Source organism: Streptomyces sp. NPDC051315, assembly GCF_044455165.1.
Lineage (GTDB): Bacteria > Actinomycetota > Actinomycetes > Streptomycetales > Streptomycetaceae > Streptomyces.
Genome location: NZ_JBITEN010000030.1, coordinates 1 through 16528 on the forward strand (window position 1 = coordinate 1; position 16528 = coordinate 16528).

Consider the following 16528-nt stretch of genomic DNA (forward strand, 5'->3'; position numbering starts at 1 on the left):
CCGGTTGACGTTGAAGTGGACGACGTCGCCGTTCTTGCGCGTCCGCACCTCGTGCGCCAGACCGCCCAGCCAGGCCAGGTCGTCCGACTCGTACAGCGCGATGCCGTCCTCGCGGGTCAGCCGCTCACCGGAGCGGACCTTCTCCTCCAGCTCGCGCTTGAGCCCGACGTCCATGGTCATCCCTCTCGTCGACAATCCCGGTAAACCGTACTCCCCCGCCCTTCGGGCGGGCGGTACCCCCGAACGGCGCTGAACGCGCCTGGCCCTCTGGACCCCTCTAGACCTCTTCGGGAAGGTCCCCGACCCGGTTCTCCCACTTCGTGGACAGCACGATCGTGGTTCGGGTGCGGGAGACGCCCTTGGTCCCGCTGAGCCGCCGGATGATCTTCTCCAGACCGTCGACGTCGTTGGCCCGGACCTTGAGCATGAAGGAGTCGTCACCGGCGATGAACCAGCAGTCCTCGATCTCGCCGAAGTCCTTCAGCCGGGCGGCCACGTCCTCGTGGTCGGCGGCGTCGGAGAGGGAGATGCCGATGAGGGCGGTGACCCCGAGCCCGAGGGAGGCGGCGTTCACCGTGGCGCGGTAGCCGGTGATGACACCGGCCGCCTCCAGCCGGTTGATGCGGTCGGTGACGCTGGGTCCCGACAGGCCGACGAGGCGTCCCAGCTCCGCGTAGGAGGCCCGGCCGTTCTCCCTCAGGGCCTGGATGAGCTGCCTGTCCACCGCGTCCATGCGATCGAGCCTTCCGATGAAGAGGTCTGAGAGTTCGTGGAGTTCCTGGAGGTGGTGCTGGTCCCGCCGCCCGGGGTCACGCGGGGCGTGGTGAGCCGCCGCCGAGCTCGCCCTTCCACCGCCGGTAGAGCCGGTGCGGCACGCCCGCCGCGTCGAGGACCCGCCCGGCGACGAAGTCGACCAGGTCCTGGATGTGCGTGGCGCCCGCGTAGAAGGCCGGGGAGGCCGGGACGACGCTCGCGCCCGCGTCGTCCAGGGCGACGAGGTGCCGCAGGGTCTGCCCGTTCAGCGGGGTCTCCCGTACGGCGACGACGAGGGGCCTGCGCTCCTTGAGCGTCACGCTCGCCGCCCGCTGGAGGAGGTCCTTGGACAGCCCAAGTGCGACGCCCGCGACGCAGGCCGTGGAGGCGGGGACGATCAGCATCCCCTTCGCCGGATACGACCCCGAGGACGGCCCGGCGGCCAGGTCCCCCGCGCCCCAGTACCGCACCCCGTCCAGGTCCACGTCGAAGGTGTCCGGCTTCCCGTCGGCCCCCCGCGCGAGCCATTCCCGCAGGTCGTCCTGCCAGTGCGCGTCCCGGAAGGAGATCCGGGTCTCGTCGAGCAGCGTGAGCCGCGAGGCCCGGCTGACGACCAGGTCGACACTCTCGCCCCCCGCGAGCAGCGCGCGCAGGACAGCGGCGGCATAGGGCGTACCGGAGGCCCCGGACACCCCCACGATCCAAGGCACGCGCTGTGTTTCTCCTGCGTTCACACCTTGAGCGTACCGGTGGGCGGGAAGGTCTTCAGGACCGGTGGGGGGCCTTCGGATCCACGGGGAGATGAGCGGTGGGGACGGCGAGCTTGCCCAGCGGGGAGTCGACGGTCAGCTCCGGACCGTACGGGAGGGTGTCGCGGCCCCGGTAGCCGTCGGGGCCGGGGTTCCACATGGTCCAGACGTCCGAGACGGTCACGGTGGCCTCCCTGGGGTCCTGCCCTCGATGGCAGGCCGACCGTCCTCAGGCGGTCAGACCCCGCACCACAAGATCCAGCAGCGCGCACACGAACAGGGCGATGCCGATGAACCCGTTGACGCTGAAGAACGCCCTGTTCACCCGGGACAGGTCGTGCGGGCGCACGATCGTGTGCTCGTACACGAACGCTCCCCCCACGATCACCAGGCCCAGCCAGAAGAAGGCACCCGCGCCGGTGGCCAGGGCGTACCAGACGAGGAGGGCCGTGGTGATCGCGTGGCAGACGCGGGCGCTGCGGATCGCCGCCGGGACGCCGAAGCGGGCCGGGACCGACTTGACGCCGGTCTCGCGGTCGGTCTCGACGTCCTGGCAGGCGTAGATCAGGTCGAAGCCGCCGATCCAGACGCCGACGGCCAGGCCGAGTATCACCGCGTCCCAGGACCACTCGCCGGTGATCGCCAGCCAGCCGCCGACCGGGCCCATCGCCTGGGCCAGGCCCAGGATGGCCTGGGGGAAGTTCGTGAACCGCTTGCCGTAGGGGTAGACGACCATCGGGATCACGGCGACGGGGGCGAGCGCCAGGCACAGCGGGTTCAGCAGGGCCGCGGCGCCCAGGAAGACCACCAGCGCGATCACGGCCCCGGTCCAGGCGTGCCTCACCGACATCGCGCCGGTCACCAGCTCCCGCTGGGCGGTCCGCGGGTTACGGGCGTCGATCTCGCGGTCGATGATCCGGTTCACCGCCATCGCGAAGGTGCGCAGGCCCACCATGCAGACGGTGACGAGGAGCAGCCGCCCCCAGTGGATGTTCCCGTCCAGCTGGAACATCGCCGTCAGGGCGGCGATGTAGGCGAACGGCAGGGCGAAGACGGAGTGCTCGATCATCACCAGGCGCAGGAACGCCTTGGTGCGCCCCGGCTGCGGGAGGGCTGCGGACGCGCTGCTCACAGGCCGTACTCCTTCCACCGGCGGTCGACCTTCGCCGCCGTCTGCGGATCCGACAGCACCATGTCCGGCCAGCCGCCGTCGCGCGTGTAACCCTCCTCGGGCCACTTCTTCGTGGCGTCGATGCCCGCCTTGCCGCCCCAGAACTGCTGGTAGGAGGCATGGTCGAGGTGGTCGACGGGGCCTTCGACGACCGACAGGTCGCGGGCGTAGTCCGTGTTGCCGAGGGCGCGCCAGGCGACCTCGTGCAGGTCGTGGACGTCGCAGTCGGAGTCGACGACGACGATCAGCTTGGTGAGGGACATCATGTGGGCGCCCCAGATCGCGTGCATCACCTTCTGCGCGTGCTTGGGGTACTTCTTGTCGATCGAGACGATCGCGCAGTTGTGGAAGCCGCCCGCCTCGGGCAGGTGGTAGTCCACGATGTCCGGGACGATGATCTTCAGCAGGGGCAGGAAGAAGCGTTCCGTCGCACGGCCGAGGGGTCCGTCCTCCGTCGGCGGCCGGCCCACGACGATGGACTGCAGCAGCGGCCGCCTGCGCATCGTCACGCAGTCGATCCGCAGCGCGGGGAACGGCTCCTGCGGGGTGTAGAAGCCGGTGTGGTCGCCGAAGGGGCCCTCGGGGAGCATCTCCCCCGGCTTCAGCCAGCCCTCGAGGACGACCTCGGCCTGCGCCGGCACCTGCAGCGGGACCGTCTTGCAGTCGACCATCTCGATCCGCCGGCCCGCGATGAAGCCGGCGAAGAGGTACTCGTCGATGTCCCCGGGGAGGGGCGCGGTGGAGGCGTAGGTCACGGCGGGCGGGCAGCCGAAGGCGATCGCCACCGGGAGGCGCTCCCCGCGCCTGGCCGCCACCTGGTAGTGGTTGCGGCTGTCCTTGTGGATCTGCCAGTGCATGCCGATCGTGCGCCGGTCGTGGCGCTGGAGGCGGTACAGCCCGAGGTTGCGGATCCCGCTCTCCGGGTCCTTGGTGTGGGTCAGGCCCAGGTTGAAGAAGGAGCCGCCGTCCTGGGGCCAGGTGAAGAGGGCGGGCAGCTGCTCCAGGTCCACCTCGTCGCCGTGCAGGACGACCTCCTGCACGGGGGCGTCCTTCACCTTCTTCGGCGGGACGTGGGTCATCGCGCCGAGCTTGCCGAAGGCCTCCCGGACGCCGACGAAGCCATGCGGCAGCTCGGGCCGCAGCAGTCCGCCGATCTTCTCGGTGATCTCCGCGTACGACTTCAGCCCGAGCGCCTTCAGCAGGCGGCGGTCGGTGCCGAAGACGTTCATCGCGAGGGGCATCGCGGAGCCCTTCACGTTCTCGAAGAGCAGCGCGGGACCGCCGGACTTCTGAACCCGGTCGACGATCTCCCCGACCTCCAGGTACGGATCGACCTCCGCCTTGACGCGCTTGAGGTCACCTTCACGTTCCAGTGCCCTGAGCAGGGAACGAAGATCGTCGTAAGCCATGCGGTCAAGTATCCCCGAGGGGCTACCCTGGCCCAGTACCTGGGGCCCGTGCTCGTGGCCCCGACGACCACTTCGCTGGAGAGGCCCCATGCTCCGGGTACTGATGTTCCTCGTGCCGCTGGCGCTGAGCGTGTACGCGTTCATCGACTGCATCAGCACGAAGGACGACGAGATCCGCCACATGCCGAAGCCGCTGTGGGCGATCCTCGTGCTGCTCTTCCCCCTCGTCGGCTCGATCTCCTGGCTGATCGCGGGCAAGCGCCGCAGCCCGGCCGCCGAGGGCTGGTCCGGCGTCCGCGGCGGCCGCGCGCAGCGGCAGTGGGTCGCCCCCGACGACAACCCCGAGTTCCTGAAGTCGCTGGACGAGGACGGCGGGGACGAGCGGAACAAGCGGGGCAACAAGGACGCGGGCGACGACGGGCGGGACGAGAGCTGAACCGCCCGCGCCTGGCCGCCGGGTGAGGCTCAGTCGGTCCTGAGGGCCGCCCCGGGTCGCCGGTCGCCCGGTCGCCCGGTCGCCCGGTGAGGCTCAGACGCCCCTGAGGACCAGGTCCAGCAGTCCGGGGAAGCGGGTGTCGAACTCCGCCCGGCGCAGCCGGTTGACCCGTTTGGGCCCCTCGTCGCGCTGCTCGACCAGGCCGGCCCCGCGCAGTACGGCGAAGTGGTGGCTGAGGGCCGCCTTCCCGACCGGCACGTCGAAGCTGCCGCAGGCACGCGACCACTCGGGCGAGCCCGCCAGCTCCCTGACGAGGGTGATCCGTACGGGATCGGCGAGGGCGGCGAGCGCGGTGAGGAGCGGGACGTCGTCGGGGTGGGTGTGCTCGGGGGCGGCCCGATGACTCGCGGTGCGCTGTGCCATGCCCGGCTCCTTCCGTGGACCCGCCTGGGCGCCTTGCCGACTGTTCGATGAAAACCATACACTCACGACTGTTCGCTTTTCATTGAACAGTCGAGCGGGGAGTCCGGCATGCGCGCGATCGAGTTCCAGGAGTACGGCGGTCCCGAGGTCCTCCGGGTGGTGGAGGCCGACGTGCCCGAGCCCGGCCCCGGGCAGGTGAGCGTCGACGTGGCCTACGCGGGCGTGAACTTCGCCGACCTGAAGGCCCGCGCGGAGGGCTACCGGGTCCCCGCGCTCCCCTACCGGCCCGGCCTGGAGGTCTCCGGCCGGGTCCGGGCGCTCGGTGCGGGCGTCGAGGGCCTGAGCGTCGGCCAGGAGGTGACCGCGCTGACGGGCGACGGCGGGTACGCGGAGGTCGCGGTGGCCGACGCGGTGACCGTGTTCCCGTCGCCCGCCGGGGTGGACCTGCGCACGGCGGCCACCCTGCCCACGGTCCTGCCGACGGCGTACGCCCTCGTCCACGCCGTGGGCCGGCTCCAGCCCGGTGAGAGCGTCCTCGTGCAGGGCGCGGCGGGCGGGATCGGCACGGTGGTGGGCCAGCTGGCGAAGGCGGCGGGCGCGGGCGCGGTGTACGGCGTGGTGTCCTCGGCGCCGAAGGCCGAGTACGCCCGCTCGCACGGCTACGACGAGGTGTTCGTCGGCGACTTCGAGAAGGAGGTCCGGGCGGCGACCGGCGAACGCGGGGTCGACCTGGCCCTGGACCCCGTCGGCGGCGACACCCTGCGCGCCTCCCTGGCCTCCCTCGCGGTCTACGGCCGCCTGGTCTCCTTCGGCAACGCCAGCTCGGCCGAGCCGTGGAGCGTGGGACAGCCGGAGCTGTACCCGACGGGCGTCTCGGTCGGCGGCTTCTCCGTCCTGAGCCTGGCGAAGACCGCCCCGGCCGCGCTGCGCGCGCTGGCCGAGCGGGCGTTCGCGACGGTGGCCGACGGAACGGCCACCCTGCCCGTCACCGCCGAGTTCCCCCTGGCGGAGGCCGCCGAGGCACACCGGCTGATGGGCACGCGCAACAGCACGGGGAAGCTGCTGCTGAAGGCCGCCCGCTAGGGCCGTGTCCGGCGGCCCGTTCGAGCGGGGGAGAGGGAGGGACAGGATGAGCCCCGAGCAGCAACGCGGTGAGATCAGCGCCGACCGGCTCCTCGACGCCGCCCTGCGCGTCCACGCCGCCGAGGGCGAGCGGAGCGTCACGGCCCGGCCCGTCACCACAGCCGGCGGGGTCGGTCCGGGCAGCCTCCACCACCGGCGCGCGCTGAGCCCATGACGACGCGACGCAACGACGACGACCGGCACCCCGTCCGCCTCCGTACCGTCGACCTGGCCCGCCTCGCCGGTCTGTCGACGCAGCAGATCCGCAACTACGAGGAGGCCGGCGTCCTGCCCCCGGCCGGGCGCACGCCGTCCGGCTACCGGGCCTTCGGGGACGCGCACCGGCGGGCGCTGCTGACGTACCGGGCGCTGCAACCGGGGTACGGGCCGGTGACGGCCACCCGGATCATGCGGGCCGTGCACGCCGGTGACGTCCCGGGCGCGCTCGCCCTCGTCGACGGGGCGCACGCCGCGCTGCACGAGGAGCGGGCCGCGCTGCGGGCCACCGGGGAGGCCCTCGAGGAGCTCGCCGGGGAGCCGCCGGCCGCCGCGCCCCGCTCGGCGCTGCGCATCGGCGAGGTCGCCGCGCTGCTCGGCGTCCGGACGTCGGCGCTGCGGGTGTGGGAGGCGGCCGGCCTGCTCGGCCCGCCGCGCGAGCGCGGCACCGGCTACCGCAGCTACGGGCCGGCCGACGTGCGCGACGCCCGGGTGATCCGCGCCCTGCGCCGCAGCCACCACCTCTTCGACCAGATCCGCCCGGTGCTCCAGCAGCTGCGCCGGGAGGGCGACACCGACGCCCTGCGGTCGACGCTGGCGGCCCGCGGCGAGGCCCTGACGGGCCGGACACGGCAGATGCTGGCGGGGGCGGGCGCCCTCCACGACTACCTCGGCGGCCCTACCGCAGCCGGGACGACGACAGGATCGACAGCAGATGGGCCGGGACCATCACCCAGGTGATCACGGCGACGGCGGCCAGGGCCCAGCGGGTCGGCTCGATGCCGCCGGTGGCCGCGTCCACGACCGCCACGGCCAGCAGGAGCAGGGAGGCCTCGATGCCGTTGGTGAGCCGGTGGATCCTGAAGGCGGCCGCCAGACGGCGGACCGAGGCGACGCCCTGCGAGCGCGGCCGGGTCGACTCGTCGTCGGCGACGGCGAGACCGCGGCGGGCGCGGGCCACGTCCACCAGATCGGTGGACGCCTTCAGCAGCACCACACCGAGCGCGGTCGCCAGGCCCAGGGAGACCCAGCCGTTGAAGCCCGCCCAGCCGCCGAGGCCGGACTCGGCGGCCCGGAAGCCGAAGCCGATCATCAGCGCCGCGTCCGCCAGATAGGCGCCGAGGCGGTCGACGTAGATGCCGGTCGCGCTGTTCTGCCCCTTCCAGCGGGCGACCTCGCCGTCGACGCAGTCGAAGAGGAGGAAGAGCTGCATGAGGAGGGCGGCCAGGACGGCGCCCGTCAGACCGGGGACCAGCAGCGCGGCGCCGGACAGCACGCCGCACACCACCATCGTCCAGGTCAGCTGGTCCGGGGTGACCGGGGTGCGCACCAGCTGGCGGGTGAACCGCAGCGAGACACGGCGCATGTACAGCCGGCCCGCCCAGTGTTCGCCGTTGCGGCTCGCCAGCTTGGCCTGCGGCTGGCAGACCTCCCGCAGCTCCTCCAGTACCGGAGCAGCACCCATGACCTGTCCTCCCACGCACCCTGGCCTCAACTGCCGCACGCGTGGCGGCGATCGGCACAGGTTACTTGACCCGCTCCCGGGGTTTTCCGGGGGTCGGCGGGGGCGCGGGGACCGCCCGTAGGGCGCCCTCGCGTTTCCCCCGCGGCGCGGTGAGGCATGGATGGTGCGGAGGTGGACCCCATGGACCGGGCGACGGCACGCACCTGGCTCGCCACCGCCGTCGAGGAGGCCCGCACCGGCCTCGCCGAGGGCGGCATCCCGATCGGCGCGGCGCTCTACGGCCCCGACGGCACCCTGCTGGGCCGCGGCCGCAACCGGCGCGTCCAGGACGACGACCCCTCGACGCACGCGGAGACGGCGGCGTTCCGCGCGGCGGGCCGGCAGCGGTCGTACCGGGGCACGACCATGGTGACCACGCTCTCGCCGTGCTGGTACTGCTCGGGCCTGGTCCGCCAGTTCGGCATCTCCCGGGTGGTCGTCGGCGAGGCGGTCACCTTCCACGGCGGCCACGACTGGCTCGCCGGGCACGGCGTGGAGATCGTCCTGCTGGACGACCCCGAGTGCGTCGCGATGATGCGCGACTTCGTCGCGACGAACCCTGCTCTGTGGAACGAGGACATCGGTGAGTGACCAGCGGACCGGGGTGAGGACAGGCGCGGGCGGCCTCACGGAGCCGCTTTCGATCAGCGTGGGGTGAGCGGCCGTGGGGCATGACGGATTTTCGTGACCCAACGGACATCACGCGATCTGGCACACACCAACTCCCTCTCCTTACCCTGACGTTGAGGGACCGACCTGGGGGAGGTGCGGTGCACGGACGGTTGTACGGGCGGGGGGCGCTGTTCGACGTCGAGCCGGCCGGGCTGGTGCCTCGGCTGGTCGGGCTGCGGCCGTACGAGCACTTCGCCGTGAAGGTCGAGCATCCGGACGAGATACCGGTACTGGTGCTGGCGGGCGGGCGGGGGCTCGGCAAGAGCGCGGTGCTCACCGAGGTGCTGGAGGCCTACACCGAGCGCAACCGCAGGGGTGAGGCCCGCAAGCGCACCCCGGTCGCGTTGGTCGACTGCGCGGACGAGCAGTTCGCGCGACCGCCGCACGAGGAGAACCCGGAGTCCTGGTCGCCGGTGTGGCAGGCGCTGCTGGTGCTCGCCGAGCAGTTGACGGAGCCGGTGAAGGCGGCCGGGCAGCTCACGTTCCCGCGGCTGGCGGCGGGCCTGGTGGCGGTGCGGGCCAGCGACTGGAGCGGGCGGGCCGACTCGGAGCGGATCCGGCGCGAGCTGGTGCGGATCCTGCTGCTGAACGAGCGCGGTTCGCGGTTCGGCATGGCGGGACGGTGGGCCGCCCGGGTGGCGGCCCGGGTCCTCGTGGCGGCGAGCGGACAGGGCCCGTTCGTGGCGGCGGCCATCGACGCCACGCTGGAGGCCCTCTCGGAGGGGTTCACGCACCACAAGGAGCAGAAGCCGTCCCAGTGGTACCGGGGCTACCCGAACGCGGGCGGCAACGCCCAGCGCGGTCTGCTGCTGCTCGCGGGGAACTTCCGGGCCGGCGGCACCTCGCGCGAGCACGCCGAGCGCTGGCTGGTGCGGGCGCTGCTCGCCGACCTGGCGGAGGCGTACTCGGGGCTGGGTTCGCACCTGCGGAGGCTGGGCCGGCCGGTCGTCCTGCTGGACAACGCGGGCGGCGGTCCGGGCCCCGGGCTGCTGGACGCGGTGCTGCGGGACCGGGCCGAGGGGACGGCCGACCAGGTGGTGTGCGTGGCCGCGGTCCGCGGGACCGGCCTCCCCGCGTCCCTCGCCTCCGCCCGGGCCGGGGAGACCCCCATGGCGCTCGGGGACGCCGTACGGCGGGCGCTGCCGGAGGTGGGGCGGGCCACCGAGTGGGAGCCGGGGAGTTCGCCGTCCTCACGGGCGCTGCTGGTGCCGCTGCCGCCGCTGTCCCCGGACGACACCCTGCACATGGTGGGCGCGGTCTGCGACGACATCGAGGTCCCGCCCCAACTGCCGCACGCCGTGCACCGGCTGACCGGCGGGAACCCGCTCGGCATCGTCGTGCTGTCCACCGCCGCGCGCCGGCACCCGGACCGGGCCGCCTCCCTGGGCCGGCTGCTGACCGCCGGGACCCCTTCGGCGGACGGCGGGGCCGACGGCGGCCCGGTCCACGGCCAACTGCTGCGCCGTCTGGTCCCGGCCGACCGGCTCGAGGAACTGACGGTGCTGGCCGCGGCCCACGACCACGACTCCGCGGTCGCGCTGGCCGCCGCCCACCTGCCGGACGACTTCGGCTCCTCGGGGGTACGGTCGCTGCGGGTGCGGCTCGCCGAGGAGGGGCTGCCGGCCGTACCGGGCCACTTCGTGGGCGACCCGTTCGTGCGGACGCTGCTGCTGCTGCGGCTGCACCACCGCGACGCCGGCCACAGCGGCTGGCGCGCGGTGCACGAGACGCTGATCCGGCACTACGCGGAGACCGGCGGCGAGGGCGGCGCCGACCCGGCCCGCGCCCGCTACCGCCTCTCCCACGAACTGGCCCTCGGCAACACCGCGAACGCCGTCGCCCACCTGCGCGACACCTTCCTCACGCTCGACACCCGCACCTGGCTGGACACCCTGTGCTTCCTGGCGTCCGCGCCCTACTTCCACGCGCACGACGACGAGGGCCGGGACGCGGCCGGTCAGGGTGACCACCGGGTGGCGATCGCGCTGGGCCGTACGGACGCCTCCCACGAGCCGCCCGAGGGCGCGGACGCCTTCCTGCACCTGCGGGTACGGCGGCTGCTGCACGCGGTCTGGCAGGTCACCGACCCGCTGGTGCTGCCCGACCCGGCGGTGTGCGGGCGGCTGGAGTTCGAACTGCTGCAACTGTCCGACCTGCGGCCCGCCGGGGGCGCGCTGCTGTTCGCCACGTCCCAGGCCTGGTCCCGGGACGCGCGGGCCGGCCGCCCCCTGCGCACACCGGCCGACGACGGATCCGACGACGGGGACGGGGAGGCGTGATGGCGAGCGGTGGCGGTGGCACGGGGGTGAGACGCCCGTTCGTGCGGTGGCTGCGGGAGGTCTGGGAGATCCGCCTCTACCGCTATCTGGCGCTGCTGGTGACGGCGGCCCTGATCACCGGGCTGGTCTTCGCGGTGCGGGCGTTCACCCAGGAGAACCGCTCGTGCGCCCCGGGGGTGGCCCGGCCCGAGGGCAGCGACGAGTGCGTGGGCGTGACGTCGACGGCGTACGACTTCGGGCGGCCGCGGATGCGGGAGGTGGTGCGGGCGATCGACCGGGAGAACGACCGGCTCAAGAAGGGAAGTTACGTGACGGTGGCGCTGATGCTGCCGTACACGGCCACCACCCCCTCCACCCTCAGCGACATCCTGCACGAGGTGCAGGGCGCCTACCTGGCGCAGTGGCAGGCCAACCACACCTCCAACGGGCAGGCCCCGGCGATCCGGCTGGTGCTCGCCAACCCCGGGGCCACCAGCGATCACTGGGAGCCGCTGGTGGACCGGCTGGAGCGGATGGCCAGGGGCTCCGACCGGCTGCGCGCGGTCGTCGGGGTCGGGATGAGCACCGATCACAACAAGCGGGCCGTGGCGGAGCTGACCCGGCGGGGCATCCCGGTGGTCGGCGCCTCCATCACCGCCGACGACCTCGCCAACGGCCGGGGCGGCAAGGACCCCTTCCCGGGGCTGGCCCGGGTCTCGCCCACCAACACCGACGAGGCGCGCGCCCTGGCGTCGTTCGCGAAGGTGAGCGCGGGGCGGGCGCTGCTGGTGTACGACAAGCCGGGCGATCCGTACACACGGACGCTGCAGACGTCGTTCGCGGGGCTGATCGAGGGGTCGCCGTACGAGCCGCAGCCGTTCACGCCGCCCGCCGACCGCACCCGGGAGGGGACGACCGCGAACACCTTCCGGCAGATCACGCACCTGGTGTGCGACACCTCGCCGGAGACGGACACGATCCTGTTCGCGGGCCGCCACACGCAGTTGCGGCAGTTCATCAACGCGCTGGGCACCCGTGGCTGCCAGGACCGGAGGTTCACGCTGCTGACCGGCGACGAGGGCTCGTACCTGACCGGCGACAAGAAGCTGGACCGCACCGCCCTCACCCGCAACCTCTCCGTCCGCTACACCGCCCTCGCCCACCCGGACGCCTGGACGAAGGCCCCCGCCGGGACGGCCGGCGGTTCGGCGGCGGACGCGCGGACCCTGACCGACCTGCTGGCCCGCGGCTCGCGCGCGCCGGTCGGCCCGATCGGCCCGACCGGTCTGGAGGACGGCCAGCTGATCATCGCGTACGACGCGCTGCGGCTGGCGGTCCACGGCATCCGCGAGGCCACGCCGCCGGGCGGCACCACCCCGCCCCTGGCGGACGTCGGCCTGCAGTGGCCGCAGGTGAAGGGCTCGCTGCGGGTGAACGGGGCGAGCGGGTGGATCTGTCTGGACGTGCACGGCAACCCGTACGACAAGGCCGTGCCGATCGTGGAGCTGCACCCCGGCGGCGGGTCCCGCTTCGTGCGGATCGCGTGGCCGGAGGGGAAACCGCCGGGGAAGGAATGTCTGCCGCCGTCGTCCTAGAAAAAGGTCCGGCGACCGCCCACCCGCACAGCGCATTCTCCCCAATTCAGCCTTTAGCCCGATTTTCCGAGCGCGACAATATTCCCTGGTGCCCGGGTGCGAGTTCGCTTATGATCATGGGCGACCAATACTGTTGAAGGGAAACGGGTGGGCATGAAAATCTCTCTAGGCAAGAAGTCCGCACAAATTCTGGGCACCGCCGTCGCCACGGCCGGACTCGTCCTTTCCATAGGCGCCGGAACCGCCGCCGCCGGACCGTCCGGGGTCCGGTTCGACGTCGGCGCCAAGCTGAGCGACGGTTCGCGCGAGATCGACATCTACCTCAACGACCGCTACGCCGGCTACGGCAAGTGGACGGCGAACGGGGACACCCTCACGGCGCACGACTCCCTCGCCGACGGCTACGGCATCGGTGCCTACCTGGGCACGAGCCCCGTCCGCGAGGCCGGTACGTTCGGGTACAGCTCCCCCTTCACGCGGAACGTGGGCGGCGACCTCACCGAGGACAAGGCGTACAACTTCTGGGTCTGCATCGGCAGCAACAGCGCCGGACTGACGTGCTCCAACGTCTACGGGGTCACGTCGTAACGACGCATTCCGCCGAGGCGGATCACCCGGTTTTCATTCCGGGTGATCCGCCTCGGCTATTCCGGCTGTTTCAGCATTTCGACAAGAGACTCGAATCGAGTCCGCCAGCTCGTTTCCGTCTCGCCCTCACCCTGGAATTCGTGGGTGAACCGCAGGACGGTGCCCGTTTCCGCGTCCCGCTCCACATGGAAGCGGACGCGCCCGCCGCCCTCCACGCGGTACTCGGCCACGCGGTCCACGTCCCAGGCGGTGACCCGACCGCTGCCCACGCCGCGCAGGGCGATCATCCCGCCGAGCCGGGGTTCGAGGACGTCGACGGCGGTCCACCAGGCCCCGAGCCCGTCCGCGGTGGCGAGCGCCGGCCAGACCGTCTCCGGGGGCTGCGGAAGCCGCACCAGGAGGTGCAGGATGTGCGTGTTCCCGTGGGTCTGGCTGGTGCCCTGTTCGATGGAACCGGTCATGACACCAGCCTGACCCCTGGCCAGGGGTTCTGCACGTGGTTACGGCCGCTCGCCCTTCCCCAGCAGCCACGGGCGCAGCGAACCGCCCTCCTCGTCGAGCGCTCCCGCGCAGCCGCCAGGCCTCCAGGAAGGTCAGCGAGACGACCTCCTCGGCGATCGTCCACTCCCCCGTGAGCCGGAAGGCGTGGTTGTAGACGGAGCGCGCGTACGCGTCGAAGAGGTCGCCGAAGGCGTCGTGGTCCCCCGCGCGGATGCGTCTTCGCGGATTCGTATCCACGCCCTTGTCCCTGTCCGTACGCCAGAGGCCGGTTCCCGTGACCCGAGTCACAGGAACCGGCCTCTTTCCGCGGGCGGGGGTTACACGCCCGCGTACGAGTGCTTGCCGGAGACGAAGATGTTGACGCCGTAGTAGTTGAACAGCCAGCAGCCGAAGGCGATCAGGGCGAGCCAGGCGGCCTTGCGGCCCTTCCAGCCGGCCGTGGCGCGGGCGTGCAGGTAGCAGGCGTAGGCGACCCAGGTGATGAAGGACCAGGTCTCCTTGGGGTCCCAGCCCCAGTAGCGGCCCCACGCGTCGCCCGCCCAGATCGCGCCCGCGATGATCGTGAACGTCCACAGCGGGAAGACGGCCGCGTTGACCCGGTAGGAGAACTTGTCCAGGGAGGCCGCGGCGGGCAGCCGGTCCAGCACCGAGTTGGCGAACCGCCCGGGCCGGCCGCCGGTCGCCAGCTTGTTCTCGTACGAGTCCTTGAACAGGTAGAGGATCGTGGAGACCGCGCCCACGTAGAACACCGCGCCGCAGAAGATGGCGGTGGAGACGTGGATGTACAGCCAGTACGAGTGCAGGGCCGGGACGAGCTGGTCGCTCGCCGTGTAGAGGACGGTGACCGCGAGGCCCAGGTCGAGCAGGACGGTGGTGGTCAGGAACAGGCCGAGCCAGCGCACGTTCTTCTTCAGGGCCAGCAGCGCGAGGTACACGCCGACGGCCACCGTGGAGAAGGTGATGTTGAACTCGTACATATTGCCCCAGGGAGCCCGCTCCACCGAGGCCGCGCGGGCGATCACGCCGCCCAGTTCGACCAGGAAGGCGAGCACCGTGAGGGAGACGGCGACCCGGCCGTACAGGTCGCCCTGCTCGTCGCCGCCGTGCGCGCCCGGCCCGTCGGGCACGTCCCGCGAACCGGACGCGGCCCGCACGACGACCCGCGGGCGCTCCAGGACCGCGGTGCCGCCGTCCTTCTTCACCGTGACGGCCGGGGCCTTCCTCTCCGTGGTGTGGGCGGTGAGCGCGGCGGCGGTGCGGCCGACCTTGCTGCGGCTGCCGAAGAGCCATTCGGCGATGTACGCGAAGAAGGCCAGGGTGTAGACGGCCATCGCGGAGTAGATCAGCGTGTTGCTGATGTTCGCGAGGTTCTCGTTGGCGGCGGCGGCCAACTCGGTTGCGGCGGCGAGAGTCACTTCTCAGCCCCTTCGGCAGGTACGGCTTGCGGGTCGGGGGATTCGGAAGGGGGGTCCTCGGGCTCGGGTGCCCCGGGGGCCCGGTCGTAGAGGACGCCGGCGAGGTCGCCGAGCTCCTCGGGCACCTTGGCGGACTCGCTGCGGCCCAGCCCGGCCATCTCGACGACCGTCACGCCGTCGGCGCCCCGAACCGCCCGCACCCACACGCGGCGGCGCTGGATGAACAGGGAGGCGGCCAGACCGAAGATCGCGGTGAGGGAACCGGCGAGCGCCCAGCCGCTGCCGGGCTGCTGCGTGATCTGGAAGTTCGCCCACTCCCTGGTGCCCTCGTAGGTGATCGAGCCGGCGCCGCCCGGAAGCGTCAGCGTCTCGCCCGGCCGGAGGTTGTCCCGCAGCTGGAGGCCCTTGGAGTCCTTGAAGTCCTTCATGTGGGTCTTGTCGAGCTGGTACACGCTCTGCGGGATGCCCGAGTTGACGCCGAGGTCGCCGTGGTACGGCTCCAGGTTCAGCACCGGGTTCAGCAGCGCGGGGAAGGTGGAGGACACCTCGTTGCCCGGAGCGTAGGACGGCAGGAAGAACGCCTGGAAGCCGAGCTGCTCGGTGACGCCCTTGGCGTTCCTGTAGCCGTCGAGGACCTTGATCACGCCGGAGGAGGTGACGTTGGAGTCCAGCGGCAGCAGCGGGACGGCGTCGTGGAACACGACGTTGCCCTTGCCGTCCCGGACGGTGACGACGGGAGCGTACCCGTGGGCCGTGAGGTAGACCTTCGAGTCGCCGATCTCCAGCGGGTGGTTGACCTTGACGACGGTCTTCCTGTCCTTGCCGTAGGCGCCCTCGGAGTAGGTCAGGGCGGCCTGGTAGGTGCGCGGGGTGCCCTTGTTGGGGCCGGAGACCTCGTAGGTGCCGGTGAAGTCCTTCAGGGCGAAGCTGAACGGCGTCAGGTCGTCGACGGAGAAGAGGTTGCCGGACTTGAAGTCGTCGTAGGAGATCAGGGTGTTGGAGAAACCGTTGCCCTCGACGAGCAGCTTGTTGCCCTCGGACTTGAAGAGCTGACCCCAGGCGAACGCGACCAGCATCACGATGAGGGCGATGTGGAAGGCGAGGTTGCCGACCTCGCGCAGGTAGCCCTTCTCGGCGGCGACGGCGTCACCGACGACGTGGGCGCGGAAGCGGCGCTTGCGCAGCAGCGCCAGCGCGGCCTCGCGCACCTGCTCCGGCTCGGCCTGCGTACGCCACGTGGTGTGCGCGGGCAGCCGGGTCAGCCGCTTGGGCGCACCCGGCGGACGGCCGCGCAGCTGACCCACGAACTGCCAGGTGCGGGGCACGATGCAGCCGATGAGGGAGACGAACAGCAGGATGTAGATCGCGGAGAACCACACCGAGCCGTAGACGTGGAAGAGGCCGAGCTTGTCGTAGATCGGCGCGAGGGTGGGGTGGTTCTTCTCGAAGTCGGCGACCTTGGTGGCGTCCTGGCCGGTCTGCGGGATCAGCGAGCCGGGGATGGCTCCGAGCGCCAGCAGCAGCAGGAGCAGCAGGGCCACCCGCATCGAGGTCAGCTGCCGCCAGAACCAGCGGGCCCAGCCGATGACACCGAGGGAGGGCCCGCCGGCCAGGGTGTCCGCGGGCGCGGTGGACAGCTGGGAGCCGGCGGCGCCGAGGTCCTGGTCCTCGGGGGCGGCGACCGGCGTGTCCCCGGTCGTGGTGGTCTTGCTCATG

General features: G+C 72.2%; 18 protein-coding genes and 2 pseudogenes. 8 read left to right on the top strand and 12 right to left on the bottom strand.

Annotated elements, in window-relative coordinates; translation table 11 throughout:
- From ACIBBD_RS36820 to ACIBBD_RS36845, 6 genes and pseudogenes are all read right to left on the bottom strand, one after another.
- Window positions 1–174, bottom strand: a pseudogene (locus ACIBBD_RS36820) (aminofutalosine synthase MqnE); the annotation flags it as partial.
- 103 nt (window positions 175–277) lie between these two features.
- Entirely contained in the window at window positions 278–733 is a 456-nt protein-coding gene (locus ACIBBD_RS36825; RefSeq protein WP_399424135.1) for an Lrp/AsnC family transcriptional regulator, read from the bottom strand.
- A 76-nt stretch (window positions 734–809) separates the two neighbouring features.
- Window positions 810–1463: a UbiX family flavin prenyltransferase gene (locus tag ACIBBD_RS36830; protein WP_399424136.1), complete on the bottom strand. Its 654-nt coding sequence runs from the start codon at window positions 1461–1463 to the stop codon at window positions 810–812.
- Between the two features lie 55 nt (window positions 1464–1518).
- Window positions 1519–1686 (bottom strand): hypothetical protein, encoded by a 168-nt coding sequence (locus tag ACIBBD_RS36835; RefSeq protein WP_399424138.1) that lies wholly within the window; start codon window positions 1684–1686, stop codon window positions 1519–1521.
- Window positions 1687–1731: 45 nt separating this feature from the next.
- Window positions 1732–2634 (bottom strand): menaquinone biosynthesis prenyltransferase MqnP, encoded by a 903-nt coding sequence (mqnP, locus tag ACIBBD_RS36840; protein ID WP_399424139.1) that lies wholly within the window; start codon window positions 2632–2634, stop codon window positions 1732–1734.
- A complete protein-coding gene (locus ACIBBD_RS36845) occupies window positions 2631–4082 on the bottom strand; it encodes a menaquinone biosynthesis decarboxylase (RefSeq protein WP_399424140.1) in 1452 nt (483 codons plus the stop codon). The genes mqnP and ACIBBD_RS36845 overlap by 4 nt, the downstream gene beginning before the upstream one ends.
- Window positions 4083–4170: 88 nt before the next feature.
- Between ACIBBD_RS36845 and ACIBBD_RS36850 the strand changes: the two genes are divergently transcribed.
- Window positions 4171–4518 carry a PLD nuclease N-terminal domain-containing protein gene (locus ACIBBD_RS36850; RefSeq protein ID WP_399424141.1) on the top strand — a complete coding sequence of 116 codons (348 nt, stop codon included), beginning with the start codon at window positions 4171–4173 and terminating at the stop codon, window positions 4516–4518.
- Between the two features lie 93 nt (window positions 4519–4611).
- Here the strand turns inward: ACIBBD_RS36850 and ACIBBD_RS36855 are convergent, their stop codons facing one another.
- Complete coding sequence (locus ACIBBD_RS36855) at window positions 4612–4941, bottom strand: ArsR/SmtB family transcription factor (RefSeq protein WP_399424143.1); 330 nt, start codon at window positions 4939–4941, stop codon at window positions 4612–4614.
- Between the two features lie 108 nt (window positions 4942–5049).
- On the opposite strand from ACIBBD_RS36855, the gene ACIBBD_RS36860 reads away from it, so the two are divergent.
- The 3 genes from ACIBBD_RS36860 to ACIBBD_RS36870 are packed head-to-tail and all read left to right on the top strand — an operon-like array spanning window position 5050 to window position 7020.
- Window positions 5050–6024 (top strand): zinc-binding alcohol dehydrogenase family protein, encoded by a 975-nt coding sequence (locus ACIBBD_RS36860; RefSeq protein WP_399424145.1) that lies wholly within the window; start codon window positions 5050–5052, stop codon window positions 6022–6024.
- Between the two features lie 46 nt (window positions 6025–6070).
- The gene (locus ACIBBD_RS36865) at window positions 6071–6238 is read left to right on the top strand and encodes a hypothetical protein (protein ID WP_399424147.1); all 168 of its coding nucleotides are present in this window, start codon (window positions 6071–6073) and stop codon (window positions 6236–6238) included.
- Entirely contained in the window at window positions 6235–7020 is a 786-nt protein-coding gene (locus tag ACIBBD_RS36870) for a MerR family transcriptional regulator (protein ID WP_399424148.1), read from the top strand. Before ACIBBD_RS36865 ends, ACIBBD_RS36870 begins: the two co-directional genes overlap by 4 nt.
- Here the strand turns inward: ACIBBD_RS36870 and ACIBBD_RS36875 are convergent.
- Window positions 6959–7744 (bottom strand): CDP-alcohol phosphatidyltransferase family protein, encoded by a 786-nt coding sequence (locus tag ACIBBD_RS36875; RefSeq protein WP_399424150.1) that lies wholly within the window; start codon window positions 7742–7744, stop codon window positions 6959–6961. The genes ACIBBD_RS36870 and ACIBBD_RS36875 overlap by 62 nt on opposite strands.
- A gap of 180 nt (window positions 7745–7924) precedes the next feature.
- Between ACIBBD_RS36875 and ACIBBD_RS36880 the strand changes: the two genes are divergently transcribed.
- The 4 genes from ACIBBD_RS36880 (at window position 7925) to ACIBBD_RS36895 (ending at window position 12896) form a co-directional block, all read left to right on the top strand.
- The gene (locus tag ACIBBD_RS36880) at window positions 7925–8374 is read left to right on the top strand and encodes a nucleoside deaminase (RefSeq protein ID WP_399424151.1); all 450 of its coding nucleotides are present in this window, start codon (window positions 7925–7927) and stop codon (window positions 8372–8374) included.
- A gap of 179 nt (window positions 8375–8553) precedes the next feature.
- On the top strand, window positions 8554–10734 hold the full coding sequence (locus ACIBBD_RS36885) for a hypothetical protein (protein ID WP_399424152.1): 2181 nt from the start codon (window positions 8554–8556) through the stop codon (window positions 10732–10734).
- Complete coding sequence (locus ACIBBD_RS36890) at window positions 10734–12308, top strand: hypothetical protein (protein WP_399424154.1); 1575 nt, start codon at window positions 10734–10736, stop codon at window positions 12306–12308. Before ACIBBD_RS36885 ends, ACIBBD_RS36890 begins: the two co-directional genes overlap by 1 nt.
- Before the next feature lie 153 nt (window positions 12309–12461).
- Entirely contained in the window at window positions 12462–12896 is a 435-nt protein-coding gene (locus tag ACIBBD_RS36895) for a hypothetical protein (RefSeq protein ID WP_399424155.1), read from the top strand.
- 56 nt (window positions 12897–12952) lie between these two features.
- Here the strand turns inward: ACIBBD_RS36895 and ACIBBD_RS36900 are convergent, their stop codons facing one another.
- From ACIBBD_RS36900 to ACIBBD_RS36915, 4 genes and pseudogenes are all read right to left on the bottom strand, one after another.
- Window positions 12953–13357 (bottom strand): SRPBCC domain-containing protein, encoded by a 405-nt coding sequence (locus ACIBBD_RS36900; protein ID WP_399424157.1) that lies wholly within the window; start codon window positions 13355–13357, stop codon window positions 12953–12955.
- A 57-nt stretch (window positions 13358–13414) separates the two neighbouring features.
- Window positions 13415–13634: pseudogene (locus tag ACIBBD_RS36905) on the bottom strand (RNA polymerase sigma factor); the annotation flags it as partial.
- Window positions 13635–13714: 80 nt separating this feature from the next.
- Window positions 13715–14812, bottom strand: coding sequence for a c-type cytochrome biogenesis protein CcsB (gene ccsB, locus ACIBBD_RS36910; protein WP_399424158.1), 1098 nt, complete (start codon window positions 14810–14812; stop codon window positions 13715–13717).
- Window positions 14809–16527, bottom strand: a complete 1719-nt coding sequence (locus tag ACIBBD_RS36915; RefSeq protein ID WP_399424160.1) for a cytochrome c biogenesis protein ResB — start codon at window positions 16525–16527, stop codon at window positions 14809–14811. The genes ccsB and ACIBBD_RS36915 overlap by 4 nt, the downstream gene beginning before the upstream one ends.
- Window position 16528: the final 1 nt, after the last annotated feature.